This is a genomic window from Streptomyces sp. NK08204, from assembly GCF_020400585.1.
GTDB lineage: Bacteria > Actinomycetota > Actinomycetes > Streptomycetales > Streptomycetaceae > Streptomyces.
The window spans coordinates 252669-278819 of record NZ_JAINVF010000002.1 but is presented as its reverse complement, the minus strand read 5'-3'; the positions used below and the strand labels follow the sequence as shown (position 1 = coordinate 278819).

Sequence of the window (26151 nt, the reverse complement as noted above, 5' to 3'; positions counted from 1 at the left end):
AATTTGACTCCGGAGAGTGATAACGGAACCTCTCCGTCCGTCGGTTGGGATCACTCCGTCCCCGGCAGGGGAAAGCGGCGTTCGTTGCGGTCGATCTTGGCGGAGAGGGCGGCCAGCGGGTCGATGCCGAGTACCTCGCAGAGCTGGAGCAGATAGGCGAGCACGTCCGCGACCTCGTCCGTGACGTGGTGCGCGGTGTCGGGGTCGTCCATCACCCGGGCCGACTCCTCCGGCGTCAGCCACTGGAAGATCTCGACCAGTTCGGAGGCCTCCACGCTGAGCGCGGCGACCAGGTTCTTCGGGGTGTGGTAGCGCTGCCAGTGGCGCGCGGCGGCGAACTCGGCCAGCCTGCGCTGGAGTCCGGCCAGGTCAGGGTGTTCGGTCACGGGGTCAGGTGTACCACCGTGACGCCCTGGACTCCGGCGGCCCATGAGGCGTCGCTCACCGCGGCCGCACAGCGGATGTGCCCGCGTTCGCCCATCCGGGCCGCCGTACCCAGCAGTTCCCGGCGCTGGGAGCTGTCGAGGGCACGGTCGAAGCCGTCGGCGAGCACGGTGAGGGTCCGCAGGGCGTCGGGCACCTCGCCCGGCGCGTCCACCTCCAGCACGCCGGGCCCGGTCAGGAGCACGAGGGTCAGCGCGAGATAGCGCAGTTCGCCGTCGCCGAGCCGGGCCAGCTCCGTGCGGGTGCCGTCGCCCCGGTCGAGCAGCGCCCGCACGGCGCCGTCGGCCAGCGGCTCGGCGAGCAGGTCGGCCACCGGGCCGGCACAGCCCGCGTGCAGCGCCCCGACCAGCTGGGCGTGGCGCCGGCCGCACTCCGACCGGGTGCGCCACAGCACATCGGCGAGGTTGTCGCAGCCGGGCAGGAGCCGTCCGGTGCCGGCGGGGACGGGGGCGCGCATGGAGTCGGGGCGCGGGTCGCAGCGGAAGACGGAGCGCAGGGCGACGACCATCTGCTCGGCGGCGGCCAGCACCTGCCGCTGTCCATCCGTCTTGCCTGCCACGCGCAGCGGCAGCAGGGCGGTGCCGAGCCGGTCGTCGGGGAGCGGGGCCCGGGTCACCGGGGAGGAGCCCGCGGTGTGCCAGGCGGCCTGGACGCTCCGGCGGCCCGGGTCACGCAGGGCGGTCTCCAGCAGGACGACTCCGCCGCCGGTGAGCCGCTCCCCCACGATCCGCAGCTGGGGCTCGGCCTGTACGGCGACGTCGAGCCGGACCGGTCCTTCGGAACCCTCGGCCGTACACCCGATCCGGAAGCCGCGCCGCCCCTCGGCATCGGCACGCGCGCCCTCCGGCACGCAGGCGACCGGCTCGGGGAACACCTCGGCGAGCGAGGCCCCGCCACCGAGCCGGGCGAGCGCCTCGTACGCACCGAGCGCGGTCGTCTTCCCCGAACCGCTGGGCCCCGCGAACAGGGTCACCGGACCCAGCGGAAACATGGCCCGCCGGTGCCCGGCGAAGGCCGACAGCCGCAACTCGGTGATCCGCGCCCGCACATCGAGGGGTTCACGGGGCGACGGGGGTCCCGCGGAGCCCTGGACCCCGGACCCTGCGGACCCCGGCGACGAGAAACATCCCGCGGACACGGAAGACACGGCCATACCCCGGACGCTAGGCCTCCGCCGACCAGGTGAACCGTTTTTCCCTCGGGACCTTCCCACGATCGGGCGACCGGCCGGGGTGACGGATCGCGGGGACCGGCCGGGGTATGTGACCGGCGGACCGCCGCGGTGACAGACCGACAGACCTGGCGCCCGCGCAGTACGGCGCCGGCCTGCTGCGGCACACCCTGTACGGGGAGGAGCTGCCCCACCCGCTCTTCCGATCGAGGGATCCCCGAGGTCACCGACCGGCGGACCGGTCGGCGCGGCCCCGGGTGGCGGATCGTGGGCAGCCGCCCGCGGGCTCACTCCACGGGGACTCCCGCGCCTTCCATCAGCCCGCTGACCTCGGTGCCCGGGGGCGTCAGCAGGAACACATTGCGGTCGACCCGGTGCATCCCGCTGCCCAGGCCGAAGACGACGCCCGTGCTGAAGTCGAGGACGCGCTTGGCGACGTCACCCTCCGCACCGGAGAGGTCGAGCAGGACGGGCGCGCCCGCCATCAGGGTCTCGGCGACCTCGCGGGCGTCCGCGAAGACGTTGACCCGCAGGACCACGAAACGGCGACGGGTCTCGGTCTCGGCGTCCGGCAGCGAGCGGTGGTTCACCGCCGAGGGCCATGCGTCCCGGCCCCGCAGCGGCACGACCTGGGCGAGCCCTTCCCACTGTTCATCGGTGACGTCGTAACGGCTCACCGGCTCCCCCTGACCTGACTCGCAATCAATGCTTGCACCAGCCAATTCTTACGCCAAGTCACCCGTTCGGCCCAACAACGACACGAAGCGCGACCGAACCGGCGGCATCTGCTCCCTCCCGAATCCCGCCCCGCCATCACCCCCACCCGCACCGCACGGTTCGCCACATGTACGAATACGCCCGTTTCTTACCGCCCTCACACCCGACTCTTCACGTGCCTCGTCGTGTCGTTCACCGGTCACCGTTAGCGTCCGTTGCTGTGCACTTGGCAGAAAGCGAGCAGGTGGCACCCGGTCGGCGGACTCGGTCGGCGGTGTCCGCCGTCCCGGGAGCCCCCGGGGGAGCCCTCATGGACACCCCGGCAAGCCCCGCGCAGTGGCACCGTGTGCTGACCCTCCTCGCCGACGTGAGCCTCTTCATCGGGACCCGCTCACTGTGGACGCAGGCGGCCTCGCACCAGCTGGTCCTCGCGGCGGTCATCTCCGTCTGCTACGCGTCGATCCTGGTGACCGGCGTCCTCGCCCTCTCGGTGCGCCGGGCGCGTTCGCTGGCCCGGCTCGACGTGGTGGTGCTGGCGACCGCGGTGGCCCTCGCCCTGTGCAACTGGGCGCTGAACCACGCCGGTGGCGACGAGGCGACGCTCACCACGCAGGCCGCGCGGGAACTGGTGCACGGGCACCCGATGTACGGGCACCCCTGGCCGTGGCTCTTCCAGGGCAGGAACGTCGCGCTGACGGCGACGACGGACGGCGGGTACGACTTCACCTACGGCTATCCCCCGCTGACCCCGCTGCTGACCGCACCGCTGCTGTGGGTGGGTCACGGCGGCGCCCCGGCGACGGCGGCGGCCACGCTCGCGCTGATCGCGGGTGCGGTCCTGCTGTGGCGGCTGCTGCCCGCACCCTGGCGCTCGGCGGCGACGATGGTCTGCCTGGGCTTCGGCTTCCTGCCGAGCTACGCCCGCCAGGGCTACCCGGCGATCATCGGCCTGGCCCTGCTGGTCCCGGTGGTCGTGTACTGGCCGCGGCTCGGCGCCCGTGGCCGGCTCGGCGCGGCCGGGATCGCGCGGGCCGCGTGCCTCGGAGCGGCGTGCGCGGCGCAGCAACTTCCTTGGTTCGTCACGCCGTTCCTGCTGGCCGGGATCTACGCCGTGCGGCGCGGCGAGCTGGGTGCGCGGGCGGCCGGAGTCGTGGTGCTGCGGATCCTCGGGGTCGCCGTCACGGCCTGGCTGCTGATCAACGCGTACTTCGCCGTGCACGAGCCCGGCCCCTGGCTCGGCGGGATCGTCCTGCCGCTGACGCAGGGCGCGGTGCTGCACGGCCAGGGCCTGGTGACCGTCTCCCTGTACTTCACGCACGGCAGCGACCGGCTCGACTGGTACGGCCACGCGAGCGTGCTGCTCGCCGCCGCGCTGCTGGCGCTGTTCGTGCTGTTCGTACGGCGGCTGGGTCCGGCGGCGACCGTGCTGCCCTGGTGCGCCTTCTTCCTGGCGACCCGCTCCCAGGACGGCTACTACCTGATGATGACCCCGCTGTGGCTGGCGGCGGCGGTCACCGTGCCGTTGTCGGAGTTCACGCGCGCCTGGCAGCCCCGGCCGCGGTGGCTGACCGGCCCGCGCCGCCGGACCACGCCGGCCTGCGCCGTCGTCCTGCTCCTGCTGCCCTCGCTGGTGAGCGCGGTGCTGGCGGTGTCCGGCAGGCCGCCGCTGCGGATGGACCTCACAGCGGTGCGGCGGACGTCGGCGCAGTCGCTGGCCACGCTGACCCTGCGGGTGACCAACACGGGCGGCGACGCGCTCACCCCGCACTACATGTTCACGACGGGCCAGGGCATGAGCCGGTACTGGTCCCTCCTCCGCGGCCCCGCCACGATCCCGGCGCACGCCACGGCGACCGTGGAACTCCGGGCGCCCTTCGGCCGGTTCCCCCTGCCCGGCAAGAAGAGCGCCCGCTTCCGCCTGCGCGCCTTCACGGCGGACCCGCAGACCCTCTCGACACGAGACGTGCTCAGGAGTGAGATCGGGGGCTGACCTCTCAGGAGGCCTGCGCGCGGGTGAACCGCAGCTTGACCGTCACCGTGCTCACGCGGGTGATCATGCCCAGCTGGTTGAACGTCATGCCGTAGTCCTCGCGGTCCACCTTGGCCTCCGCCTCCACGGTGACAGCCTGCGCGTCCACGCCGGTCAGCCGGGCGGTGAAGGTCAGCGGCTTGGTGATGCCGCGCGCGGTCAGTTCACCGGTGACACGGGCGCTGTCGCCCTGGACGTCCGCGCCGTGCAGCGTGAAGGTGATCTCGGGGTGGTTCTCAGCGTCGAAGAAGTCGGCCGAGCGCAGGTGGGCGTCGCGCTTGTCGTTCTTGGTGTCCAGGGAGGTCGCGTCCAGGGTCACGGTGCCGGTGACGGAGCCGTCGGGCTTCACCTCACCCTGGCCGCCGACGGTGGTGAAGACGCCCTTGACGGCGACCAGGCCCCACATGTGCTTGTGCCGCACCGCCACGGTGGACGCGGCGGGGTCGAGCTGCCAGAGACCTGTTTCCACGGCGACGGTCATCGTCGGCCTCCTGTCAGTCGTGCAAATTTGGATGATCTCAGACGCTATCGGCTGCGCCCGAGGGCGAACAAGCCGATCATTCAAAAATGGACAACGCGTTTAGACTCGTCACATGTCCGCCCCCCACACGCAACCCGCCGACCAGCCCGCATTTCCTTCCACGGGCACCGAACTGCTGCCCAACGAGCTACGGGCATGGATGCTATGGCTGGCCGCCACAAGCACGGTCGAACAGCAGCTGCGCTCGGTCGTGAAGGAGACCCTCGGCGTCTCGCACGACGAGTTCCTGATCCTGTGCCTGCTGGCCGAGCAGCCCCCCGGCGGGCTGCGCATGACCCACGTCGCCCAGCTGCTCGGCCGCCCCAAGACCCGGCTGACCTATCAGATCGCCTGCCTCCAGCACGCCGGCCTGGTCACCCGCCGGTCCGTACGCGGCGACAAGCGGGGCGTGGAGGTCGGGCTGACCGAAGCCGCGCGCGAACGGCTGCGGGAGACCTCCGTGCTGCTCGCCCGGACCGTGCGGCAGGCCCTCGCCGACTCCATGGGTCCCGAGCAACGCGCGGCCCTGTGCGCGCTCGTACCGGACCTCGCGAAAGAGCCGTTCGCCGCCTGAGAGGCGCGGCTCACAGGCACAAGGAGGGAAAGGTCACAGCCTTCGCGGTGCACTCGGTTGAGCGCCCTGGCCTAGCATCCGAGCCATGACGGTCCTGCCTGACGACGGGCTCTCACTGGCCGCCGAGTTCCCTGACGCGACACACGAGCAGTGGCAACGCCTGGTCGAGGGTGTGCTGCGCAAGTCGGGCAAGGAAGTCTCGGGCGAGGCAGTTGAGGACGCCCTGTCCACGACGCTGGAGGACGGGCTGCGCACCCGGCCTCTGTACACCGCGCGCGACGCCGCGCCCGACCCCGGTCTGCCGGGCTTCGCCCCGTTCGTACGCGGCAGCCGGCCCGAGGGGAACACCGCGGGCGGCTGGGACGTACGGCAGCGGCACGCGGCCCTCGCGGAGAACGCCGTGCTGACCGATCTGGAGAACGGCGTCACCTCGCTGTGGCTGGTCCTCGGCGAGGGCGGCATCCCCGTCGAGTCGCTGGGCCGGGCACTGGAGGGCGTCTACCTCGACCTGGCGCCCGTCGCCCTGGACGCGGGCCGCGACACCGAGGCCGCCGCCGAGGCTCTGCTCGCCCTGTACGCGGAGCGCGGCGTCGACGCGAAGGCCGCGCGCGGCACTCTGGGCGGCGACCCGCTCGGGTACGAGGCCCGTACCGGCACCGCGCTGGACTTCGCGCCCTTCGCCGCGCTGGCCGCGCGCTGCGCCGAGAGCTACCCGGGTCTGCGCGCCCTGACCGTGGACGCGCTGCCGTACCACGAGGCGGGCGGCTCGGCCGCGCAGGAGCTGGGCGCCTCGCTCGCCACCGGCGTGGCCTATCTGCGCGAGCTGACCGAGGCGGGGCTCTCGGTGGAGCAGGCCGCCGGGCAGCTGGAGTTCCGGTACGCGGCCACCGCCGACCAGTTCCTGACCGTCGCCAAGCTGCGTGCCGCGCGCCGGCTGTGGGCGCGGGTCGCCGAGGTGTCCGGGGCACCGGGCGCGGGCGCGCAGGTGCAGCACGCGGTGACCTCGCCGGTGATGATGAGCCGCCGCGACCCGTGGGTGAACATGCTGCGCACGACGGTCGCGACGCTCGCGGCCGGGGTCGGCGGCGCCGACTCCGTCACCGTGCTGCCGTTCGACCACGCGCTCGGTCTGCCGGACGCGTTCGCCCGCCGCATCGCGCGCAACACCTCCACGATCCTGCTGGAGGAGTCCCACCTGGGCCGGGTCATCGACCCGGCGGGCGGCTCCTGGTACGTGGAGCGACTCACCGACGAACTCGCCCGTGCCGCCTGGGACTTCTTCCGGACGATCGAGCGCGACGGCGGCCAGGCGGCCGTCCTGCGCTCCGGCCGGCTGCGCACGGACCTGGCGACCACGTGGGCGCAGCGGTCCAAGCGGCTCGCCAAGCGCAGCGAACCGGTCACCGGTGTCAGCGAGTTCCCGCTGCTGGCCGAGAAGCCGGTGAGGCGCGAGCCCGCGCCCGAGCCGCCGTCCGGCGGGCTGCCGCGGGTGCGCCGGGACGAGGCGTACGAGGAGCTGCGGGCCCGCTCGGACGCGCACCTCGCGGCGACCGGGGCCCGCCCCCGGATCTTCCTCGCGACGATCGGTCCGGCCGCCGCGCACACCGCGCGCGCGACGTTCGCCGCCAACCTCTTCCAGGCGGGCGGCATCGAGCCGGTCACCGAGGGCGGCTTCGCGGACAGCGGCGCCACCGAGGCCGTGCTGTGCTCCAGTGACGCGCTCTACGCCGAGCAGGCCGGGCAGGCCGCCGAGTCGCTGCGCGCCGCCGGCGCCCGGCACGTGTTCCTCGCGGGCCGGGGTGACTACGCCGGCGTCGACTCGTACGTCTTCGCGGGCTGCGACGCCGTGGCCGTGCTGTCCGCGACCCTTGACCGCATGGGAGTGTCCTGATGGGAATCCCCGACTTCTCCGGCATCGAGCTGGGGACGCCGGTCGCCGGCGGCAGTGACGCCGAGTGGCGTGACGCCGTCAAGCGGGCGACCGGCGCCGAGGAGCAGCTGTGGGAGACCCCGGAGGGCATCGGGGTCAAGCCGCTGTACACGGGGCGTGACCTGGAGGGCCTGGACTTCCTGGGCACCTACCCGGGCATCGCGCCGTACCTGCGCGGCCCGTACCCGACGATGTACGTCAACCAGCCCTGGACGATCCGCCAGTACGCGGGCTTCTCCACCGCCGAGGAGTCCAACGCGTTCTACCGGCGCAACCTGGCGGCCGGCCAGAAGGGCCTGTCGGTCGCCTTCGACCTGCCCACGCACCGGGGTTACGACTCCGACCACCCGCGGGTGACCGGTGACGTCGGCATGGCGGGCGTGGCGATCGACTCGATCTACGACATGCGGCAGCTGTTCGACGGGATTCCCCTCGACAGGATGACGGTGTCGATGACGATGAACGGCGCCGTGCTGCCGGTGCTGGCGCTGTACATCGTGGCGGCGGAGGAACAGGGCGTACCGCCCGAGAAGCTGGCCGGGACCATTCAGAACGACATTCTGAAGGAGTTCATGGTCCGCAACACCTACATCTATCCGCCGAAGCCGTCGATGCGGATCATCTCCGACATCTTCGCGTACACCTCGCAGCGGATGCCCCGCTACAACTCCATCTCCATCTCGGGCTACCACATCCAGGAGGCCGGTGCCACCGCCGACCTGGAGCTGGCGTACACGCTCGCGGACGGCGTGGAGTACCTGCGGGCGGGGCAGGAGGCCGGCCTGGACGTGGACGCGTTCGCGCCCCGGCTGTCGTTCTTCTGGGCGATCGGCATGAACTTCTTCATGGAGGTCGCCAAGCTGCGGGCCGCCAGGCTCCTGTGGGCGAAGCTGGTCGGCCAGTTCGAGCCGAAGAACACCAAGTCGCTGTCGCTGCGCACCCATTCGCAGACCTCGGGCTGGTCGCTGACCGCGCAGGACGTGTTCAACAACGTCACGCGCACGTGTGTGGAGGCCATGGCGGCGACCCAGGGCCACACCCAGTCGCTGCACACCAACGCGCTCGACGAGGCGCTCGCCCTGCCGACCGACTTCTCGGCGCGCATCGCCCGCAACACCCAGCTGCTCATCCAGCAGGAGTCGGGCACCACGCGGGTCATCGACCCGTGGGGCGGCAGCGCGTACGTGGAGCGGCTGACGTACGACCTCGCGCGCAAGGCATGGGCGCACATCCAGGAGGTCGAGCAGGCGGGCGGCATGGCGCAGGCCATCGACGCGGGCATCCCGAAGCTGCGCGTGGAGGAGGCGGCGGCCCGCACCCAGGCCCGCATCGACTCCGGGCGCCAGCCGGTGATCGGCGTGAACAAGTACCGGGTCGACAGCGACGAGCAGATCGAGGTCCTCAAGGTCGACAACTCCGCCGTGCGCGCCCAGCAGATCGACAAGCTGCGGCGGCTGCGCGAGGAGCGGGACGAACGGGCCTGCCAGGACGCGCTGGACGCGCTCACCCGGGCCGCCGCCGGCAAGGAGAACCTGCTGGAGCTGGCCGTGCGAGCGGCCCGTGCCAAGGCCACGGTCGGCGAGATCTCGGACGCTCTGGAGAAGGTGTACGGCCGGCACGCGAGCCAGATCCGTACGATCTCCGGCGTGTACCGCAACGAAACAGGCCAGTCCCCGTCCGTGGAGCGCACCCGCGCCCTGGTGGACGCCTTCGAGGAGGCCGAGGGCCGCAGGCCGCGCATCCTGGTCGCGAAGATGGGCCAGGACGGCCACGACCGCGGCCAGAAGGTGATCGCGACCGGCTTCGCCGACCTCGGTTTCGACGTCGACGTCGGCCCGCTGTTCCAGACCCCGGAGGAGGTCGCCCGCCAGGCCGTCGAGGCGGACGTGCACGTGGTCGGGGTGTCCTCGCTGGCCGCCGGGCACCTCACGCTCGTCCCGGCGCTGCGCGAGAAGCTCGCCGAGGAGGGCCGCGAGGACATCATGATCGTGGTCGGCGGGGTGATCCCGCCGCAGGACGTGCCGACGCTGCTGGAGATGGGCGCGGCGGAGGTGTTCCTGCCCGGGACGGTGATCCCCGACGCGGCCTACGACCTGGTCAAGCGGCTGTCGGCCGACCTGGGCCACGAGCTGTAGAGCCGCGATGGCAGCGATCGATCTCGACACGTACGTCAAGGGTGTGCTCGACGGCAGGCGGGCCGTCGTGGCCCGCGCCATCACGCTCGTCGAGTCCACCCGGCCGCAGCACCGGGCGCTGGCGCAGGAGCTGCTGACGCGGCTGCTGCCGCACAGCGGCCGGGCCCGGCGGATCGGCGTGAGCGGAGTGCCGGGTGTCGGCAAGTCGACGTTCATCGACGCGTTCGGCACCATGCTGACCTCGCTGGGGCACCGGGTCGCCGTCCTTGCCGTGGACCCGTCCTCGACCCGCACCGGCGGCTCCATCCTGGGCGACAAGACCCGGATGGAGCGTCTCGCGGTCGACCCGGCGGCCTTCGTCCGCCCCTCCCCCAGTGCGGGCACGCTGGGCGGGGTCGCGAAGGCCACCCGGGAGTCGATGGTGGTGATGGAGGCGGCGGGCTACGACGTGATCCTGGTGGAGACCGTCGGCGTGGGCCAGTCGGAGACCGCGGTCGCCGACATGGTCGACTCGTTCCTGATGCTGACCCTGGCCCGCACCGGCGACCAGTTGCAGGGCATCAAGAAGGGCGTCCTGGAACTCGCGGACGTGATCGCCGTCAACAAGGCGGACGGTCCACACGAGCGGGACGCGAAGGCCGCCGCCCGTGAGCTGGCGGGCGCCCTGCGGCTGATGCACGGCAGGGACGCGTTCTGGTCCCCGCCGGTACTCAGCTGCAGTGCCCGTGAGTCGGCGGGTCTGGATGTGGTGTGGGACCGGCTGGAGCAGCACCGCACGCTGCTGGACTCCACCGGGCGGCTGGCCGCCAAGCGGCGCGACCAGCAGGTCGACTGGACCTGGGCGATGGTCCGTGACGAACTGCTCGGCCGTCTGCACGCCCACCCGGCGGTGCGCGAGGCCGCGCCCCTGCTCGAACGGCAGGTCAGGGACGGCTCGTTGACGGCGACCCTGGCGGCCGAACGCATCCTGGAGGCGTTCGGGGGCACGGCCGGCTGAGCGTTGCCGGTGCCCGGCAGCCGCACCAGGCCGCCGCACCCCCTGTCCGAGGGGTGCGGCGGCCTGGTCGGTGAGGCCTCGGGCCGCTCAGTGCTTGTGGTGCTGGTGGGCGTGGCTGTGCGGGTGGTGGCCGTGGTCGCCGTGGTTCGCGGGCAGGGTGCCGCCGTGCGCGTCGAGGTGGCAGGCCGGGCAGAGCATGCGGCCCCGGTGCTCGTGCAGGGTCTCCACGCTGGTGGGTTCGCCGCACTCCACGCAGAGGTCCACGCGGGCGACCCGCTTGGTGGCCGGCACCTCGGCCTCGATCTCGTCCACCGACAGGAAATCCTCCTCGGGCAGTTCGAGGAGCTTGCCGACCCGCTCGGCCTGCAGCACGGCGAACCGCTCCTGCTCGGCCTGGGTGGCGCTGCCGTCCTCGACCTTCTCCGCCAGCTCCCAGATCTCCTCGGAGCGGTAGACGACGCTGTCCGCCTTGGCGCGGATCCGCACGCCCTTCCCGGCGGTCCTGTCCCAGAAGGTGTAGACGTTGCGGCCGTTGTCCTGGTGGATGAGGGTCCGCTTGCCGAAGGTGCAGTCGGTCAGGACCTGGATGGCGTCGAGCGCGCAGGTGTCGTTCTCGGCCACGGCCACCAGGCCGTCGGCGGACGCGCCCAGGCGGGCGAGGGCCACCTCGGCGACCCTGACCCCGAAGGCGGCACCGGGACACTCGTGCCCGTGGAAGGCGACGACGTCGTCGTAGGACTGCTTGCGGTTCATGTACGAACTCCTTGCTGGGGTCACGGGGTGGTGGTCGCGGGGACCGCGGGCAGCACACGGACGGCCGCCTCGCGGGAGTTGTCGCCCTCGAAGAAGGCACGCAGCCTGGGCCGGTGCAGGTCCACGGCCGAGAGGATGAAGGTCCACTGGCTGGTCTCGCGTGCCAGGACGCGGTCCAGTTCGGTGCAGGTGTCGCGCAGCGGGTCGTGGTCCCATGGCACGCGGTGGGTGTGGTAGTTGCCGAAGACCACCCAGTCGGTGTCGTCGCAGGCGCGCTCTATGTCCATCAGCTCGCGCGGGTCGGCGACCCAGCCGCGCTGCGCGTTGGGGGTCTGGGACGGGATCGCGTGGGCGCCGACGATCTCGTCCATCTCGCCCTGGGTGCCGCCCTCGTGGCGCAGGTTGGTGATCAGCGGGTAGACCGCGCGGACGGCGATGCTCGGGCCCGTGACGCTTCCGGCGAGCATGCCGAACGCCTTGTGTTCCCGCGTCTCGCCCTCCAGGTAGTGGTCGGTGAACTTGCGCACCGCGTGGGCGATCACGCTCGCGTACAGCGTCCGGGGAAAGATGATCTCCTTGGCCTCTGCGAGGTCCATGGCTCACTCCTCTTCGGTGGCCGGCAGCCAGGCCCGTGCCCGCTTCGCGGCGAGCGCGACCAGGACCTGGGGCTGGCCGAGGTAGTGGGCGGGGTCGAAGATCCGGTCCAGCTCGGCGGTGTCCAGGGAGGCGCCCGCGTATCCGTCCCGGATCACCGGGTCGCGCAGCGACTGACCGGACTCCCCTGCGCTCTGGGCCATTGCGTAGACGTACTCGTGCGCGCTCTGCTTGCCGAGGTGGGTGCCGATGGCGAGGATCAGCTTCTCGGTGGCGATCTGGTCGGCGACCACACGCGTGTTGTCCCGCACCCGGTCGGGGTCCGCCTTCAGGCGCTCGAGGTCCGCCTGGCTCAGGGCCGGCGCCGCCTCGACGTCGGGCCGGCGCTGGTAGCGGCAGTGGTCGCAGGAGATCCGGTGGCCGGCGGTGGTGCTGTAGCGGTGGCCGTAGGAGGCGGAGTCGCTGAGGTTGCTCCGCTCGTGCGAGCAGTCCTCGGCCGCCGTGCCGGACAGCCGGGTCGACCCGGCGGAATCGGCCTGCGCGTTCATCTGTTCTCCTTGTACGTGCGGGCGGCAGTACGCAGCGCCACACGGTTGCCGTGCGCCGGGCCGGTCGTGCGATACGGGCTGTGGCCGTACGGCCGTTCCTCGGGGGACACGGGCGCCGACCGGGCGATGGACAGAGCGACCTCGCGCGGCATCAGGCCACGGTCGCGGGCGCCCACCAGGATGTCTCCGACGAGTTCGTGCATCATGCCGACGACGGTGTCGAGCACCTGCTCCGGCTCCGGGGTCCGGTCGGGGCCGAACAGCGCCTCCATCGACGCCGATCCGCCGATCCCGCCGATGAAGTCCGGCACCACGACCACGCCGCGCTCGGCGAGCCGCCGCTCGGACTCGGCGCCGAGACCGCAGTTGGCGCCGACCGCGACCACCGGGACGGGCAGCAGTCCGGCCTGATCGACGGAGATCACGTCCGAGCCGCCGGCCAGGATCAGCACGTCGGCTGGTACGTCGAACAGCGCCTCGCTCGGCAGTCGCAGCGCGCTGTCCAGCAGTCCAGGCACCGGGCGGCGCAGGTCCGCCGACAGCATCCTGTCGAGGTCGAGGCCGCGCGGGTCGACGATGCAGCCGTACTCGTCGGCGACGGCGGTGACCCGCACGCCCTGTTCGGCCAGGGCGAGGGCCGCGGCCCGGCCCAGGTTGCCGAAGCCCTGAAGGTTGCAGGTCAGTCCGGCGACGGGGTGTCCGGCGTGCTCGGCGGCGGCCAGGGCCGCGTGGGCGAGCGCGTGCCCGGCACGCCGCTGACCGACCGTCAGCAGGCCGACCGGGGCGTCGAGGAGCGCCATCCTCGCGTAGAACTCCGGCTCCGCGAGCTGCTGGGCGACGCTGACCGCGTACTTCACGGAGCCGACACCCGTCAGTGCGGCGAGCCGGTCCAGTTCCTCGAAGCGGGTGCCGATGTCGGCGCCCATGCTGTAGCGGGAGGTCAGCTCGTCCCGCAGGAACTCCAGGAAGCGGCCCAGCACGGCCTCGCGTGCGGGGCCGGCGGGGTCGTAGTCGATGCCGCACTTGGCGCCGTCGACGTTGATGCCCAGCACCCGCTGCTTCAGCGTCATGCGGGCCGAGAGGGTGCGCAGGGTGTCGGCGGTGAGACCGGACTGCATCCGGCAGCCGCCGGCGGCCAGTCGGCAGGAGGTCTCGTCGTAGACGAGGAAGCCGGGACAGTTCTCGACAGGATCGCGGTACTCGATGACTCGGACCATGATGCCCCCGTTGGCATGAATCGGCAGTGGCGCTTAGCCCCACCACACGTAGACAGTGAAACTGACCATCGGCACTACTGATTTGTGCGGCCGAGCATCCCGTGAGGTCCGACGCACCGTCAAGACCCAACCGGTCGGCTGACTTACACCTAACCGCCGACCTGCGCGAATCTCAACGTCAGGACGAGAGAGAGCAAGATGGGATACCGCGGTCGCGACAAGGACCGAGCACCACGCTCCCCCGGTCACGCCAGTTATTTCACGGATCAATAATCGTCACTCGTACTGACGATTACTGGCAATTGCGAGCCCTGTGCAACAAGTCGTCCGTACGGCGGCCCGACGCGGCCCGAACACGCGAAAGGCGGGAGCCGCGACTGCGGCTCCCGCCTCGCGGTCGCGGCTCCGTGTGCGTGCCCGCCGCCCGTCGGGCCGGGACGGCCGTCTCCTGGGGGCGCACCGTACGGCGCCCGGCGCGCCGTAGCCGCGCGCGCCTCCATCGACTCGTGGCGGGTGTATCCCGTTGCCGCCTGCCAGGTCGCCGGGCCGCTGGTCACAGCGCGGCACCGCCGGCACGATGCCGGCGATCCTCCCCGCGGGCAGGGCCCGCCACCTGGAGCCGGTCTTCTCGCCAGGATCCGGTGGTAGTCGGCGGGGAGAGCGGCCTCGTCGTCCGTCTCAGCGCGGTGCGGTATCAACGGACCATTGCGGATCGCCGAACCGGCCGAAGCGCTCCGCGCCATCGAGCGGGTGGCCACCCAGGTGCGGCGCGCCGGGATGGGCGCCGAGCTTTCGGAGGTGACGGTCAGGAACTCGTCCTCGGGGAACTCCCGGCGGACATGCCCGCGCAGTCGCGGCGTCGACCAGGTGACGCCGGTGCGGATGAGGGACTGCGTGAGGCCGCCGCCGTCCTCCTCGTGCCGGCTGCGCAGGTCGAGGAGGATGCCTCCGGCGGCGCGAACCCCGTGGACACGCGGCCCACGGGTCGAGAGCGGCCACCCGGTCTGGAGGCGGTGATCCGGGTGGCAGCGTTCACCGTCTACCCGCCGGCGACCGCGGGGATGATGGAGATGTCGCCGCCGGCGGGCACCGCCGCCGCCAGTCCGCCGCAGGAGCGGATGTCCTCATCGCCCACATACAGGTTGACGAACCGTCGCACCGTGCCGGACTCGTCCAGCAGGCGGGCGCGGATTCCTGGGTGCGCGGTCTCCAGCGCGTCGATCGTTCCCTGCACGGTCGCCTCCTGAGGGGAGACCACGACGTCGGCCGATCCGGCCGTCAGGGAACGCAGGATGGTCGGGATGTGGACCGTGACGCTCACGGATGCCTCCACTCAGGGGTTCGGGGTAAGACGGCTCTCTTCTGCCGGAGGAGCCGGGGCGGTCGCCACGGCCGTTGCCACGCCGAGCTTGTAGACGAGACGGCCACCGAGTCGACCGCCGACGAAGAGCAGGACGAAGAGGACCAGGGTGAGGATCAGATTGCGGGTGGGGGTGTGCACCGCGTCGTCCGCAGCGTGTCGGCGGATGACGATGTCGACGATGGCGACGGCGCCGAGCACGCTCATGATGGCGGCATGGATGTTGGAGCCCGCACGAGCCGCGCTGCCCGGCGCGGTCATCCGGCTCCGCTCGTAGAACCCCGCGATCACCGCCAGGAAGAGAGCGCCGGTGGCGATCATCAGGGAGAAGGTCCCGGCTCGGAAGAGGTCGTGTGCGGTGCCGTCCCCCCCGGTGCCGGCGACGGAGAGGATGTCGCAGACGGTTGCCGTCGTGTAGGCGCCCACCGCGACGTGGGCGATAGGCGGGTGGATCGGGCTCCAGGCCGGGTGGGTGCGAGAGATGCTCTGTTCCTTGACAGTCCCGGTCATGACGCGGGGACCTCCTTCGGGTCGGGCGTGAGAAAGTGGTGCAGGTTGTTGTCGAGGAAATCCGTCAAGGTCCGCGGGGCGTGCCCCGTGACGCTCCGCACGTGGTCGGTGACCTGCTCACCGATTCCCTCGCGGTAGAGGCGGAAGATCGCTGCCGCGTGGTCCGTCTCCCAGTCCAGCCGGTTCTCGGAGGCCATCCAGGTGGCGAACTCCTCCTCCGTCTGGTCGTGGTACCGCACCTCGCGTCCGAGGAGGGCGGAGAGCTGAGCGGCGATCTCCGGGTAGGTGACCGCCGCGGGACCACTCAGGGTGTAGGTGCGACCGTCGTGCTTCTCCGGCTCGGTCAGCACGCACGCGGCGACGTCGGCCACGTCCTGCGCGTCGACCATGCTGATGCCGCGCAGGCCCGCTGGGCTGACCAGGACGCCGCTGCGCCGGACCTCGCCCGCGTAGCGGTTGATGAGGACCTGCATGAAGTAGTTCGGACACAGGAAGGTGTGTGGCAGCCCTCGGCTGATGATGTGCTGCTGGGTGATCCAGTGCCGCCGCGCACCGGGGACCGGGCTGTCCTCGTGGACGGCGGGCCCCCAGGAGGAGACCTTGACCACGTGGGCGCCCACGTCCGCGGCCAGGTCGGCCGCGGCGTTCTGGAGCTGGATCTGCTCGGGGTTGTGCGGGGTCAGCACGAACATCGACTCGCTGCCCCGCGCGGCGGCGCGCAGCGGGGCGGTGTCGCGCAGGTCACCGCGGACGAGCCGGACCTCGGGGTGCGCAAGCGCGCTGTCCGGGGGCAGCTCCCCCTCGGCGTCCCGTACCAGGGCGGTCACCGAGACTCCGCGCGCGATGAGCGCGCGCACTACGCGTTGGCCGATGTTGCCGGAGGCTCCGACGATGAATATGGACATAGGGGTCGCTCTCCTGCGGGTCCGCGGGGCTCAGGCTTGGTGGCTGTGCTGGTGGCCGTGGTTGTGGCCGTGGTCGCCGTGCTGGTGTCGGTGGCTCTTCGGGTGGTGCCCGTGGTCCGCGTGGTCGGCCGGCAGTACTCCGCCGTGGGCGGCGAGGTGGCAGGCCGGGCAGACCATCTGGCCGCGGTGGTCGTGAAGGGTCTCCACACTGGTCGGCTCGCCGCACTTCTGGCACAGGTCGACCGGGGCGAGCGGCTTGGGCCGGGGGGCCTCGGTCTCGATCTTCTCGATGACGAGGATCTCCTCGACCGGGGCGTTCAGGATCGCGTCGATCCGGTCGGTCTGCGCGGTCGCGAACGCGGCCTCGTCCTCGACGCTGGCGGTGCCCTCCTCGATGCGGTTGGCCAGCGCCCAGATTTCCTCGCTGCGGTAGACGACGCTGTCCGGGACGGCACGGATGCGCACGCCCTGCGTGCCGTTGCGCTCCCAGAAGGTGAAGACGTTCTGGCCGGCGTCCTCGTGGATGAGGTTGCGCTTGCCGAAGGTGCAGCCGGTCAGCACCTGTAGGGCGTCGACAGCGCACGTGTCGGTCTCGCTGCGCAGCACCAGCGAGCTGGTCGGCGTCTCGATACCGAGCTCCGACAGCGCCGCCTCGGCAACGCGGACGCCGAACGCGGCTCCCGGACACGAGTGCTGGTGGAAGCGGATGACGTCCTCGAAAGCGGCCTTGCGATCCATGACGTGGTGTTCCTCCCTGAGGTCGTGCGCTGGTGATGGCGTGCGGGCACCATGGCGCGCGGGCGCCACCGTGCAGTTCACGGATGCAGGCTGGGACGCCCGCCGGCCGGACGTGCGTCAGCCCGGCAGGATGCTGATGGGGGCTTCGCGCCCGTTGTCGCCCTCGAAGAAGGCCCGCAACCGGGGGGTGTGCAGATCGACGGCGGACAGGATGAAGGTCCACTGGCCGGAGCCGGTGGCCAGCACCCGGTCCAGGTCCGTGCAACTGTCGCGGACCGGGTCGTGCGGCCAGGGCACGCGGTGCGTGTGGTAGTTGCCGAAGATGACCCAGTCCGTTCCGCGGCAGGCGCGCTCCAGTTGGAACAGCTCCCGCGGGTCCGCCATCCAGCCCCGCTGGTCGAGCGGGGTCTCGGAGGGGATCGCGTGGGCCTGGACGGCCTGGTCCATGTCGCCGCGGTGATCGCTGTCGTGGCGCAGGTTGCTCAGCAGCGGGAAGACGGCGGTGACCTGCAGCCGGGTGCCGGTCTGGCGCCCGGCCAGCATGCCGAAGGCCTTGCGCTCCTGGTACTCGCCCTCCAGGTAGTAGCCCGTCAGCTTGCGGACGGCGTGCGCGACGATGTGCGTCCAGAGCGACCGGGCCAGCACGATCTCGGTGACCTGCGAGAGGTCGGCGGCGGTCAGGTCGAGGGCCGCGGAGGTCACCGCGCGCCCTCCTCGCCGAGCAGCTCGCGGGTGTGGGCGACAGCGCGGGCGGTGAGCTCGGCCGATCGGCCCAGGTAGGCGGAGGGGTCGAAGACGGTGTCGAGCTCCGCCTTGCTCAGCAGGCCGGCGGTCTGCGGGTCGTCCTCCACCAGCGCGCGCAGTGAGGAGCCCTCCTGGCGGGCCCGCTGCGACAACTCGTAGACGTGCTCGTGCGCGGTCTGCTTGCCGAGGTGCCGGCCGAGGGCCAGCATCAGCTTCTCGGTGGCGATCTGCTCGGCCACCCCTGCCACGTTGTCGCGCAGCCGCTCCTCGCACACCCCGAGCTCGGAGAGGATGTGCTCGACGATGGAGCAGGCGGAGAGGGCGTAGTGCGAGGCGTCCGGGACGCAGGCCCACTCCAGGCGCAGGGTGCGGGAGTCACGCTCGTTGTCGCCGCCGAGGCAGGCCAGCGCGTTGGCGACCTGGGCCGCCGTCAGCTGCGCCATCACCACGGCCTGTTCGCACGCCTCGGGATTGCGCTTGTGCGGCATCGTGCTGCTGCCGACCTGGCCGTGCCGCCAGCCCAGTTCGAGCTCGCCGAACTCCGGGCGGGAGAGCAGGCGCACCTCGTCGCCGATGCGCCCCATGGTGCCCGCGACCATGGCGATCGTGACCACGAACTCGACGACGCGGTCCCGGGAGACGTGCCAGGAGACGGCCGGCGCCGTCAAGCCGAGGCGGGCGGCGAAGGAGTCGAGCAGAGGCAGGGCCTGGTCGCCCAGCCCGGCCATGGTCCCCACCGCGCCGAACAGCTGGGCGGCCAGGACCCGGGGGCGCATCTGGTCGATGCGCTCCAGGTGGCGGGTGATCTCGTCGAGCCAGCCGGCGACCTTGACGCCGAATCCCATCGGCAGGGCCGGCTGTGCGTGGGTGCGCGCCAGCGAGACGGTGTTCGCGGTGGATTCGGCGAGATTGACTAACTGGCCTGCCAGGAGCCGCAGTTGCTTCTCCATCTGGTCCAGGACGTCGCGCATCTCCAGGGCCTGGGCGGTGTCCTGGATGTCCTGGGTGGTGGTGCCGTAGTGGACGTACTCCCCGGAGCCGTCCGGGCAGGCTGCCTGGAAGGCGCGCAGGAAGGCGACCAGGGAGTGGCCGGTGCGGCGGATGTCCGCACGCAGCGCCTCCAGGTCCAGGAGCTCCACCCGGGCGGCGGCGGCGATCTTCTGTGCGGCCTCGGCCGGGATGATGCCGAGCTCGCCCTGGCTCAGGGCAAGCGCCGCCTCGACGTCGAGCCAGCGCTGGTAGCGACACTGGTCGCAGAAGATCCGGTGGCTCTCCGGGGTGCTGTAGCGGTGTCCGTAGAAGTGCGAGTCGGTGATGTGGCTTCGGCGGTGGGTGCAGTCCGCGGCCTCCTCGGACGGTGTGTGGGAGGCGCTCGGATCCGGATTCGTTGCGGCGATGCTCATGCCGTGCCCTTCGAAGTCTGGAGGAGGACGGCCGGCGCGTTGCGGCGGCCGCGCGGAGCGGGTCCGCGGAGGCGGTACGGGCTCTTGCCGTAGGGTGGGGCGCCGGGGTCGGTCACGGCGCAGGCGGCGATGTCGAAGGCAACCTGACGAGGGCTGATGCCGCGGGTCCTGCTGGCGTCGAGGACGTCGTGGACCAGCTCCCTGGTCATCGCGGCGACGCCGTCGAGGACCTCTGGGGCGGTGGGCGTTCGGACCGGGCCGAAGAGCGCCTCCATGGAGGCCGAGCCGCCGATGCCGCCGATGAAGCCGGGGACCACCAGCACGCCGCGGTCGTGGAGCAGTTGCTCGACGTTCGGGCTCAGCCCGCAGTTCGCGCCGACGACCACGGCCTTGGCCGGCAGGACGGCGGCCTGCTGCGGGGTGAGGGCGTCCTCGCCGGCGGCGAGGATCAGGACGTCGGTCGGCAGGTCGAGGACGCCGCCGCGGGGCAGGCGCATCGCGCTCGGCAGCAGGGTGTGCACGGGGCGCTGCTGCTCGATCTCCAGCATCCGGCCGAGGTCGAGCCCGTGCGGGTCCACGATCGAGCCGAACGCGTCGCCGACCGCGGTCACCCGCACGTCCGCGTCCAGCAGCGCCAGCGCCGCGGCCCGGCCGAGGTTGCCGAAGCCCTGGAGGGTCACGCTCATGGTGGCCGGATCCAGGTCGGCCTGCTGGGCCGCCTGGAGGGCGGCGTGGCCGACGACGTGCCCGGCCCGGCGCCGGCCCAGGGTCAGGACGCCCACCGGGACCCGCAGCAGGTCCATCCGCCTGCGGAACTCGTCCGCGGGGATGCCCTGGGCCGCCTGGATCGCCGCCTTGGGCGAGCCGATGCCCAACTCCAGGGCGATCTCTTCGAGTTCCCCGAAACGAGTGCCCATGTCGCAGCCCATGCTGAAGCGGGTGCGCAGCTCGTCCCGGAGGAAGGCCATGAAGCGGTGCAGGACTTCACGGCGGTGGGGGCCACGGGGGTCGTAGGCGATGCCACACGTCGCACCGTCGACGTTGAGGCCCAGGACCCGCTGTTTGAGCGTCATCCGCTGGGCGAGGGCTTTCAAAGTGTCCTGCGTGAGGTCCGCGTCCATCCGGCAGCCGCCGGCAGCCAGGCGGGCCCCGACACCGTCGTAGACAAGCCAGCCTCTACATCGCTCTTTCGGGTCGTAGTACTCCATGACTTTCACGAAGCATCCCCCTGCTGACACATAGCAATAACGGAACCAACCGTGAGGTGGATAATCCGCTGAGGCGATAGTCAAATCGACTGTCGAAGTTGAGCATGTGCGGACGGTTGGCGTCAAGGGGCTGTCCGGCCCACCGCGCCGCTTAGGCTGGGGTCGGTAAACCGGAGGCGATAGTTGATGACGATCCATGAAGAGTCCGACCAGCGGAGCCAGCCCCTCTTCGAGGAACTGCAGGTCTGGCACGCTTTCCTCCTGCGCAAGGCGTCGCAGAGGGTGACTGAGATGGCCGAGGCCAGGCTGGCTCGGCTGGGGATCACGCTGCGCCAGTTCGGCATCCTGAGCGTCGTCGCCACGGAGCCGGGCCTGAACCAGCGTGTGGTGGGCGGCAAGCTGCGGATCGACCGGACGACCATCGTCTCGCTCGTCGACGACCTCGAGCGGGCGGAGCTGATCGAGCGTCGGCGCGGCTCGGACCGGCGGACCTTCGCCCTGCACCTGACCGACCGGGGGCAGGTCTTGATCGACCAGGCCCGGAACTCACTCGCGCAGGTCCACCAGGCATTCCTGGGGCCGCTCTCGGCGGACGAGGCGGCCACGCTGCGCAGCCTGCTGATGCACCTGGTGGACGACGGCGGCGCGCAGGACGAGTGACGACACCCGTCGGGTCCTGGACGTCCAGGGCTCCGACGGGTACCGCCACGCGCGGTCGGTCAGTCCCGTGCGGCGCGCACGACCGTCAGGCCCACGCTCCCCGGATGGCCGTCCGACCGGGTCGCCGGGTGGCCGACGCGCTCGCACCGGTCGATCCGCAGGCCGACCAGTTCGCCACGCAGCTCCTCCGGGTCGTAGGCGCAGGCGCGCCGGTTCGGACCGCCGTAGCCCCGGCCCACCGCGTCCGGGTGGTAGCCGACCAGGACCAGAACCCCCTCGGGGGCCAGTGCCCGCGCCGCGTGGGTCAGCATCTCGCGCCGTGCCTCCGGCTCGGGATGGACGAAGGCGGCGAGTGCCAGACCCACGCTGGCCGGCTGCGGGCGGTAGCGGGCCAAGTCCGCCTCGACCGCCCGGATGCGCAGTCCGCTCGCACGGGCGCGTCGCTCGGCAACGTGCAGCGCGTCGACGACGAAGTCCACGGCGGTGACCCGCCAGCCGCGGGCCGCCAGCCAGAGGGCGTGCCGGCCCGCGCCCGCCCCCAGGTCGAGGGCGGCGTCGGCCGGATGTGCCGACGGGTCGAGCTCGTTCAGTTCGCCGATCACCACCGGATGGGGGACGAGCATCCACTCCGGCACGTCGCCGGCATAGCGGCGGGTCCAACGCACACGTGAGTCGTCGGGCACGTCGCCGCCCTGTGATGAGCCGTCGTTCACAGTCGCTCCTCCTGTCCGAGAGAGGCGGGCTCGATGGTGGCCGAGGGCGTCGGCCGCCGGAAGACGGCCAGCACCAGCACGCTGCCGAGGAGCACGGGCAGCGCCATGGCGGCGGCTGCGGCGCGCACGCCCGCCATGCTCGCGATCGCCCCGTCGACCAGGCTGGCGAGCGGCCGAGTGCCGAGCCAGGCCATGCTCCACAGGGCCATCGCCCGGCCCCGTTCGGCCTCGCTCACTCGCATCTGCAGGCGCACAGTGGCGGCGGTCTGCGTCGAGAGGAAGCCGAAGCCCGCCACGAAGAAGGCCACGAGTGCCATCGCCAGGTCGACGGAGAGGCCGACGGCTATCGTCGCCGCGCCCATCACCGTCATGAGCGCTGCCAGGCGACGGATGTCGTCGGGCTGCCTGACGAACGCCGCCACCACGGACCCCAGACCGAATGCCCCGATGAGTATGCCGACCGTGGTGTCGCGCAGGTGGAAGACCTGGGTGGCGAGGGCGGGGGTGAGCGTGTTGACGGGGTCGCCGGAGATCGCGACGCAGGCGACCACGGCCAACAGCAGAACCACCGTCTGGTCCGTCCGCAGCGACCGCCAGGTCGCCCGGAGCGTCGAGCGCCCCGTCGCAGGGCGCGGGCCGGTCGAACGCGGCCGGACGACAAGCAGGGCGAGGATGAGGATCACGTAGCTGGACGCGTTGACGGCGAACGCGGCCGGGATGCCCCAGTTCGCCACGACCAGGGCGCCGAGCACCGGCCCCACCGAGCGGGCCAGGGTGAACGTGACGGTGTTCATGGCGACCGCCGTGGGCATGTCCTCGCGCCGGATCAGGCCCGGCACCAGCGCCTGCATCGAGGGCGTGGCGAAGGCGGTCCCCAGCCCGAGGAGCAGTGCGGCCCCCATGATCACCGGGACGTCGTCCCCGCCGGCGTAGGCCACCAGCGTGAGCGTCAGCGCCACGACCAGCGACGCCACCTGGACGACGAGCAGCAGCTTGCGTCGGTCGAAGCGGTCCGCCACCCGGCCCGCCCAGGGGGCGAGGATCAGTACGCCCGCGAACTGGGCGAAGTTCGCCACCGCTACCAGCATCGTCGAGTGCGTGAGGCGGTAGAGGAGCAGGGCCTGCGCGATGTTCTGGAACCAGGACCCGCAGTTCGAGGCCAGATTGCCCACCAGGTACGGACCGAAGTTCCGGTCGGTGAGCACGCGCACGACCCCCTGGCCCTGCTTGGGAGCCGGGGGCGGCGCGTCCCGACGCGCGTGGCTGCCGTCGGCGGGCGGCACGGAGCGTTTCACGGTTCTTCCCTCCCAGGGATGCCGAAGTCTGCAGTCAGTAAGCACAACTGACAGTCAGTATAGCTGTCCATCAGGAAGGTGACCGTCGCCGAAGGCAGGTCTTGACGGTCGCCGGCTCGCCGGATGCTCGCGCACGGCGACGGCCTCCGCCAGCAGCACCGGCGGGCCCGCCTCGTCCCGTTCCGGCAGGGCCGGGGTCAGCCGGGCCAGTCGCTCGGCCACGGCCTCGGCGAACGCGCGGGGATCGGCGTCGGTGAACACCGCGGTGGCGTCGGTGCGACGCGTGCCCCCGTCGTACCCGACCGAGTCGCGCACCACGTCGAGCACCTCATCGGTGACGGCCCGCTGTGCAGCAGCTCGGAGCGGCCCGGGTCCGCGCAGGTTGACCCCGGCGGTCGTTGCCGTACCTGCGCGTCCCCGCGCCGCCGCGTCGCCGCCGAAGACCGGGCTGAAGTCGGCCGCCTCCACCAGCGCGTCGCCGGTGGCGTGGTCGCCAGTCAGCAGGGAGAGGGAGGGCTCCACCCCGGCCGCGAGCAGCGCCTCGATCATCCGGGCGGGGGTGAACGGGTCGCGGCTGCCCGGGCGCACCACGAGCGCGTATCCGCACGCCGGCGCGGTGAGCCACTGGGTGTGGGGTGCCGGGTTGTTGCTGGGCGCGATGACCGCGAGCACATCGCCGCGGCCAGCCAGACCCCGGAGATCTCGCCGGGAGCGAGCATGTGCCCGACCCCGGCGGGGCGCTCGGCGGCGACCCGGGCCCCGACGTCCGCGAAGGTCCGCGCCCTGTCCTCCAGGGAGTCTCGACCACGGTGCCGGGGAAGTAGGACCGGAAGGTGCAGGCCGCCAGGTCGTCAGGGCGGCGGGTACGCTGCGCGCGACGCCCGTCATCGCGCGATCATCAGCATCACTGACGTAATCGGGAGTTGTAGGATTGCCGCAAGAGCGTCAAGGTCCAGGGAATGCACGACATGACTACGAAGCGCGATGCCGGGAAGGGCACGGCAACGGCGGACGGCCCGTCCGGGACGGACCTCCCCGAGGCGATGAGGACCTCGTTCCCCTTCCTGCTCGGGCAGGGGGCACAGCGCATCTCGGATCTGGCGCACGAGTCGCTGGGCGCGTTCAACCTCACCCTGCGCCACTTCGGCGTGCTCAACCTGGTCGGCATGGAGGAGGGTCAGATCCAGCGGACCGTCGGGGCACGGCTCGGGATCGACCGCACCTCGATCGTGACGATCACCGACGACCTGGAGAGAGCGGGGCTGCTGGAGCGCCGCCGCGGCACGGACCGGCGCGCCTACGAGCTGTACCTCACCCCCGCCGGGGCGGCCCAACTGCGCCAGCTGCGCCGGCTGGTCGAGCTGGCGCAGGAGGACTTCCTCGCCCCGCTCGACGAGCGGGAGCGAGCGGCGCTGCGTTCCCTGCTGCTACGGCTGCTGTGACACTCCCCCCGCAGCGGCGACCGGCGCCGGGACGAAGCCGTAGGGCAGCTCCAGGCGGTGGGCAGCCATCAGATCCGCGTCGCTGAGCAGGTCGTGGGTCTTGCCGTCGACGGTGATGGCGCCCTGGGTGAGGATCACCGACCGGGGACACAGCTCCAGCGCGTACGGCAGGTCGTGCGTGACCATGAACAGGGTCACGTCCAACGAGCGCAGAATATCGGCGAGTTCGCGGCGCGAGGCCGGGTCGAGGTTGGACGAGGGCTCGTCCAGCACCAGGATCTCCGGTTCCATCGCGAGCACCGTCGCGACGGCGACCCGGCGCCGCTGACCGAACGACAGGTGGTGCGGCGGCCGGTCGGCGAACTCCTCCATGCCGACCAGCGCCAGCGCCTTGCGCACCCGCGCGTCCAGCTCGGCACCCCGCAGTCCGGCGGCGGCCGGGCCGAAGGCCACGTCGTCGCGGACGGTCGGCATGAACAGCTGGTCGTCGGGATCCTGGAAGACGATGCCGACGCGGCGCCGGATCTCCGCCATGTTCTGCCGGCTGACGGGCAGTCCGGCGACCTTCACCGTCCCCGCGCCGCCGGTGAGGATGCCGTTCAGGTGCAGGACGAGCGTGGTCTTGCCGGCGCCGTTCGGGCCCAGCAACGCCACCCGCTCCCCGCGGTGGATGGTCAGGTTCACACCGAACAGCGCCTGATGCCCGTCCGGATAGGCGAAGGCGAGGCCGTCGACCTCCAGCGAGGGCGGCGTGGGCGACGTCGGCGGTACGAGCGATTCGGTCACAGCGTCCATCCCGTGAGACATATGGCAAGGGCGGCGAGGGGCAGGGCGAGGGCGTAGGTCCACTGCGCCCGGGAGGCGACGGCCTCGTCGATGACCGGGATCGACCCGGCGTATCCGCGGCTGACCATCGCCAGGTGCACCCGCTCCCCCCTCTCGTAGGAGCGGATGAACAGGGCGCCCGCGGACTTGGCGAGGACGCCCCAGTGCTGCACGCCGTTCGCCTCGAATCCGCGCGACTCCCGGGCAACCTTCATCCGCCGCATCTCGTCGGTTATCACGTCCGAGTAGCGGATCATGAACGAGGCGATCTGCACGAGCATCGAGGGCAGCCGGAGCCGCTGGAGCCCGAGCAGCAGTTCACGCAGTTCGGTGGTGGAGGCGAGCAGGACCGATGCGGCGACCCCGAGCGTCCCCTTGGCCAGCACGTTCCACGCGCCCCACAGCCCGCTCTCGCTCAGTGACATGCCCAGCACGTGCACGCGGTGGCCCTCCGAGACGAAGGGCATGAGCACGGCGAAGGTCACGAACGGGACCTCGATCAGCAGGCGTTTGAGCAGGAAGCCGGCCGGTATCCGGGCCCGTTGCGCCACCACGGCGAGCAGCAGCGCGTACAGGCCGAACGCCCACATCGCCTCCCGTGGCGTGGCGACCACCACGACCACGAAGCTGAAGACGGCGGTCAGCTTCGCGTGCGACGGCAGGGCGTGCACCGGGGAATGGGCGTGCCGGTAGAGCCGGTGTGCGTGACCCGCACCCAT

27 protein-coding genes are annotated in these 26151 nt (G+C 71.8%); 7 read left to right on the top strand and 20 right to left on the bottom strand.

Annotated elements, in window-relative coordinates; all coding sequences use genetic code 11:
- Positions 1 to 50: 50 nt before the first annotated feature.
- The 3 genes from K7G59_RS04365 to K7G59_RS04355 form a co-directional block, all read right to left on the bottom strand.
- Positions 51 to 386 (bottom strand): nucleotide pyrophosphohydrolase, encoded by a 336-nt coding sequence (locus K7G59_RS04365; RefSeq protein ID WP_225830474.1) that lies wholly within the window; start codon positions 384 to 386, stop codon positions 51 to 53.
- A complete protein-coding gene (locus tag K7G59_RS04360; protein WP_225830473.1) occupies positions 383 to 1597 on the bottom strand; it encodes an ATP-binding protein in 1215 nt (404 codons plus the stop codon). Before K7G59_RS04360 ends, K7G59_RS04365 begins: the two co-directional genes overlap by 4 nt.
- A gap of 305 nt (positions 1598 to 1902) precedes the next feature.
- Positions 1903 to 2292, bottom strand: a complete 390-nt coding sequence (locus K7G59_RS04355) for a cell division protein SepF (RefSeq protein WP_225830472.1) — start codon at positions 2290 to 2292, stop codon at positions 1903 to 1905.
- 350 nt (positions 2293 to 2642) lie between these two features.
- Between K7G59_RS04355 and K7G59_RS04350 the strand changes: the two genes are divergently transcribed.
- Positions 2643 to 4322 (top strand): hypothetical protein, encoded by a 1680-nt coding sequence (locus tag K7G59_RS04350; protein WP_225830471.1) that lies wholly within the window; start codon positions 2643 to 2645, stop codon positions 4320 to 4322.
- Positions 4323 to 4326: 4 nt separating this feature from the next.
- Here the strand turns inward: K7G59_RS04350 and K7G59_RS04345 are convergent, their stop codons facing one another.
- Positions 4327 to 4842, bottom strand: coding sequence for a YceI family protein (locus K7G59_RS04345; protein WP_225830470.1), 516 nt, complete (start codon positions 4840 to 4842; stop codon positions 4327 to 4329).
- Between the two features lie 112 nt (positions 4843 to 4954).
- On the opposite strand from K7G59_RS04345, the gene K7G59_RS04340 reads away from it, so the two are divergent.
- The 4 genes from K7G59_RS04340 to meaB all read left to right on the top strand — a co-directional run bounded on the left by K7G59_RS04340 (position 4955) and on the right by meaB (position 10517).
- Positions 4955 to 5455, top strand: a complete 501-nt coding sequence (locus K7G59_RS04340) for a MarR family winged helix-turn-helix transcriptional regulator (RefSeq protein ID WP_225830469.1) — start codon at positions 4955 to 4957, stop codon at positions 5453 to 5455.
- An 85-nt stretch (positions 5456 to 5540) separates the two neighbouring features.
- Positions 5541 to 7346: a methylmalonyl-CoA mutase family protein gene (locus K7G59_RS04335; protein ID WP_225830468.1), complete on the top strand. Its 1806-nt coding sequence runs from the start codon at positions 5541 to 5543 to the stop codon at positions 7344 to 7346.
- The gene (gene scpA / locus K7G59_RS04330) at positions 7346 to 9520 is read left to right on the top strand and encodes a methylmalonyl-CoA mutase (protein WP_225830467.1); all 2175 of its coding nucleotides are present in this window, start codon (positions 7346 to 7348) and stop codon (positions 9518 to 9520) included. Before K7G59_RS04335 ends, scpA begins: the two co-directional genes overlap by 1 nt.
- Positions 9521 to 9527: 7 nt before the next feature.
- Positions 9528 to 10517: a methylmalonyl Co-A mutase-associated GTPase MeaB gene (meaB, locus tag K7G59_RS04325; RefSeq protein WP_225830466.1), complete on the top strand. Its 990-nt coding sequence runs from the start codon at positions 9528 to 9530 to the stop codon at positions 10515 to 10517.
- A gap of 87 nt (positions 10518 to 10604) precedes the next feature.
- Here meaB and K7G59_RS04320 read toward each other — a convergent pair whose 3' ends face one another.
- The 11 genes from K7G59_RS04320 to K7G59_RS04270 all read right to left on the bottom strand — a co-directional run bounded on the left by K7G59_RS04320 (position 10605) and on the right by K7G59_RS04270 (position 20497).
- Positions 10605 to 11270 (bottom strand): FmdE family protein, encoded by a 666-nt coding sequence (locus tag K7G59_RS04320; protein ID WP_225830465.1) that lies wholly within the window; start codon positions 11268 to 11270, stop codon positions 10605 to 10607.
- Between the two features lie 20 nt (positions 11271 to 11290).
- Complete coding sequence (locus K7G59_RS04315; RefSeq protein WP_225830464.1) at positions 11291 to 11866, bottom strand: hypothetical protein; 576 nt, start codon at positions 11864 to 11866, stop codon at positions 11291 to 11293.
- 3 nt (positions 11867 to 11869) lie between these two features.
- Positions 11870 to 12412: a hypothetical protein gene (locus tag K7G59_RS04310; protein ID WP_225830463.1), complete on the bottom strand. Its 543-nt coding sequence runs from the start codon at positions 12410 to 12412 to the stop codon at positions 11870 to 11872.
- On the bottom strand, positions 12409 to 13629 hold the full coding sequence (locus tag K7G59_RS04305; RefSeq protein ID WP_225830462.1) for a Glu/Leu/Phe/Val dehydrogenase dimerization domain-containing protein: 1221 nt from the start codon (positions 13627 to 13629) through the stop codon (positions 12409 to 12411). Before K7G59_RS04305 ends, K7G59_RS04310 begins: the two co-directional genes overlap by 4 nt.
- A gap of 1039 nt (positions 13630 to 14668) precedes the next feature.
- Positions 14669 to 14950: a MoaD/ThiS family protein gene (locus K7G59_RS04300; RefSeq protein ID WP_225830461.1), complete on the bottom strand. Its 282-nt coding sequence runs from the start codon at positions 14948 to 14950 to the stop codon at positions 14669 to 14671.
- 12 nt (positions 14951 to 14962) lie between these two features.
- Positions 14963 to 15499 (bottom strand): DUF2231 domain-containing protein, encoded by a 537-nt coding sequence (locus K7G59_RS04295; RefSeq protein WP_225830460.1) that lies wholly within the window; start codon positions 15497 to 15499, stop codon positions 14963 to 14965.
- Entirely contained in the window at positions 15496 to 16404 is a 909-nt protein-coding gene (locus tag K7G59_RS04290) for an NmrA family NAD(P)-binding protein (RefSeq protein WP_225830459.1), read from the bottom strand. The genes K7G59_RS04295 and K7G59_RS04290 overlap by 4 nt, the downstream gene beginning before the upstream one ends.
- A 30-nt stretch (positions 16405 to 16434) precedes the next feature.
- Positions 16435 to 17142 (bottom strand): FmdE family protein, encoded by a 708-nt coding sequence (locus K7G59_RS04285; RefSeq protein WP_225830458.1) that lies wholly within the window; start codon positions 17140 to 17142, stop codon positions 16435 to 16437.
- A gap of 117 nt (positions 17143 to 17259) precedes the next feature.
- On the bottom strand, positions 17260 to 17844 hold the full coding sequence (locus K7G59_RS04280; protein WP_225830457.1) for a hypothetical protein: 585 nt from the start codon (positions 17842 to 17844) through the stop codon (positions 17260 to 17262).
- Positions 17841 to 19289 carry an adenylosuccinate lyase family protein gene (locus tag K7G59_RS04275; RefSeq protein WP_225830456.1) on the bottom strand — a complete coding sequence of 483 codons (1449 nt, stop codon included), beginning with the start codon at positions 19287 to 19289 and terminating at the stop codon, positions 17841 to 17843. The genes K7G59_RS04280 and K7G59_RS04275 overlap by 4 nt, the downstream gene beginning before the upstream one ends.
- Positions 19286 to 20497, bottom strand: a complete 1212-nt coding sequence (locus K7G59_RS04270; RefSeq protein ID WP_225830748.1) for a Glu/Leu/Phe/Val dehydrogenase dimerization domain-containing protein — start codon at positions 20495 to 20497, stop codon at positions 19286 to 19288. Before K7G59_RS04270 ends, K7G59_RS04275 begins: the two co-directional genes overlap by 4 nt.
- A gap of 186 nt (positions 20498 to 20683) precedes the next feature.
- Between K7G59_RS04270 and K7G59_RS04265 the strand changes: the two genes are divergently transcribed.
- On the top strand, positions 20684 to 21157 hold the full coding sequence (locus tag K7G59_RS04265) for a MarR family winged helix-turn-helix transcriptional regulator (protein ID WP_225830455.1): 474 nt from the start codon (positions 20684 to 20686) through the stop codon (positions 21155 to 21157).
- A gap of 59 nt (positions 21158 to 21216) precedes the next feature.
- Here the strand turns inward: K7G59_RS04265 and K7G59_RS04260 are convergent, their stop codons facing one another.
- Genes K7G59_RS04260 through K7G59_RS04250 form a run of 3 tightly spaced genes read right to left on the bottom strand, consistent with a single transcriptional unit; the run spans position 21217 to position 23837 of the window.
- Positions 21217 to 21870: a class I SAM-dependent methyltransferase gene (locus K7G59_RS04260; protein ID WP_225830454.1), complete on the bottom strand. Its 654-nt coding sequence runs from the start codon at positions 21868 to 21870 to the stop codon at positions 21217 to 21219.
- Entirely contained in the window at positions 21867 to 23165 is a 1299-nt protein-coding gene (locus tag K7G59_RS04255; RefSeq protein WP_225830453.1) for an MFS transporter, read from the bottom strand. The genes K7G59_RS04260 and K7G59_RS04255 overlap by 4 nt, the downstream gene beginning before the upstream one ends.
- Positions 23166 to 23219: 54 nt before the next feature.
- Entirely contained in the window at positions 23220 to 23837 is a 618-nt protein-coding gene (locus tag K7G59_RS04250; protein ID WP_225830452.1) for an aldehyde dehydrogenase family protein, read from the bottom strand.
- Positions 23838 to 24133: 296 nt separating this feature from the next.
- Here K7G59_RS04250 and K7G59_RS04245 point away from each other — a divergent pair, with 296 nt between their 5' ends.
- Positions 24134 to 24607, top strand: coding sequence for a MarR family winged helix-turn-helix transcriptional regulator (locus tag K7G59_RS04245; protein WP_225830451.1), 474 nt, complete (start codon positions 24134 to 24136; stop codon positions 24605 to 24607).
- On the opposite strand, the gene K7G59_RS04240 is transcribed toward K7G59_RS04245, so the two are convergent.
- Together K7G59_RS04240 and cbiQ are read right to left on the bottom strand one after the other, a co-directional pair.
- On the bottom strand, positions 24593 to 25402 hold the full coding sequence (locus tag K7G59_RS04240; RefSeq protein WP_225830450.1) for an energy-coupling factor ABC transporter ATP-binding protein: 810 nt from the start codon (positions 25400 to 25402) through the stop codon (positions 24593 to 24595). The genes K7G59_RS04245 and K7G59_RS04240 overlap by 15 nt on opposite strands.
- Positions 25390 to 26151, bottom strand: a complete 762-nt coding sequence (gene cbiQ, locus K7G59_RS04235) for a cobalt ECF transporter T component CbiQ (RefSeq protein ID WP_225830449.1) — start codon at positions 26149 to 26151, stop codon at positions 25390 to 25392. The genes K7G59_RS04240 and cbiQ overlap by 13 nt, the downstream gene beginning before the upstream one ends.

Coding starts and splice junctions, on each gene's coding strand:
- K7G59_RS04360 (WP_225830473.1), bottom strand. CDS start 1,597: ATGGCCGTGTCTTCCGTGTCCGCGGGATGTTTCTCGTCGCCGGGGTCC.
- K7G59_RS04350 (WP_225830471.1), top strand. CDS start 2,643: ATGGACACCCCGGCAAGCCCCGCGCAGTGGCACCGTGTGCTGACCCTC.
- K7G59_RS04345 (WP_225830470.1), bottom strand. CDS start 4,842: ATGACCGTCGCCGTGGAAACAGGTCTCTGGCAGCTCGACCCCGCCGCG.
- K7G59_RS04340 (WP_225830469.1), top strand. CDS start 4,955: ATGTCCGCCCCCCACACGCAACCCGCCGACCAGCCCGCATTTCCTTCC.
- K7G59_RS04335 (WP_225830468.1), top strand. CDS start 5,541: ATGACGGTCCTGCCTGACGACGGGCTCTCACTGGCCGCCGAGTTCCCT.
- scpA (WP_225830467.1), top strand. CDS start 7,346: ATGGGAATCCCCGACTTCTCCGGCATCGAGCTGGGGACGCCGGTCGCC.
- meaB (WP_225830466.1), top strand. CDS start 9,528: ATGGCAGCGATCGATCTCGACACGTACGTCAAGGGTGTGCTCGACGGC.
- K7G59_RS04320 (WP_225830465.1), bottom strand. CDS start 11,270: ATGAACCGCAAGCAGTCCTACGACGACGTCGTCGCCTTCCACGGGCAC.
- K7G59_RS04315 (WP_225830464.1), bottom strand. CDS start 11,866: ATGGACCTCGCAGAGGCCAAGGAGATCATCTTTCCCCGGACGCTGTAC.
- K7G59_RS04310 (WP_225830463.1), bottom strand. CDS start 12,412: ATGAACGCGCAGGCCGATTCCGCCGGGTCGACCCGGCTGTCCGGCACG.
- K7G59_RS04305 (WP_225830462.1), bottom strand. CDS start 13,629: ATGGTCCGAGTCATCGAGTACCGCGATCCTGTCGAGAACTGTCCCGGC.
- K7G59_RS04295 (WP_225830460.1), bottom strand. CDS start 15,499: ATGACCGGGACTGTCAAGGAACAGAGCATCTCTCGCACCCACCCGGCC.
- K7G59_RS04290 (WP_225830459.1), bottom strand. CDS start 16,404: ATGTCCATATTCATCGTCGGAGCCTCCGGCAACATCGGCCAACGCGTA.
- K7G59_RS04285 (WP_225830458.1), bottom strand. CDS start 17,142: ATGGATCGCAAGGCCGCTTTCGAGGACGTCATCCGCTTCCACCAGCAC.
- K7G59_RS04275 (WP_225830456.1), bottom strand. CDS start 19,289: ATGAGCATCGCCGCAACGAATCCGGATCCGAGCGCCTCCCACACACCG.
- K7G59_RS04270 (WP_225830748.1), bottom strand. CDS start 20,497: ATGGAGTACTACGACCCGAAAGAGCGATGTAGAGGCTGGCTTGTCTAC.
- K7G59_RS04265 (WP_225830455.1), top strand. CDS start 20,684: ATGACGATCCATGAAGAGTCCGACCAGCGGAGCCAGCCCCTCTTCGAG.
- K7G59_RS04245 (WP_225830451.1), top strand. CDS start 24,134: ATGACTACGAAGCGCGATGCCGGGAAGGGCACGGCAACGGCGGACGGC.
- K7G59_RS04240 (WP_225830450.1), bottom strand. CDS start 25,402: ATGGACGCTGTGACCGAATCGCTCGTACCGCCGACGTCGCCCACGCCG.
- cbiQ (WP_225830449.1), bottom strand. CDS start 26,151: ATGGGTGCGGGTCACGCACACCGGCTCTACCGGCACGCCCATTCCCCG.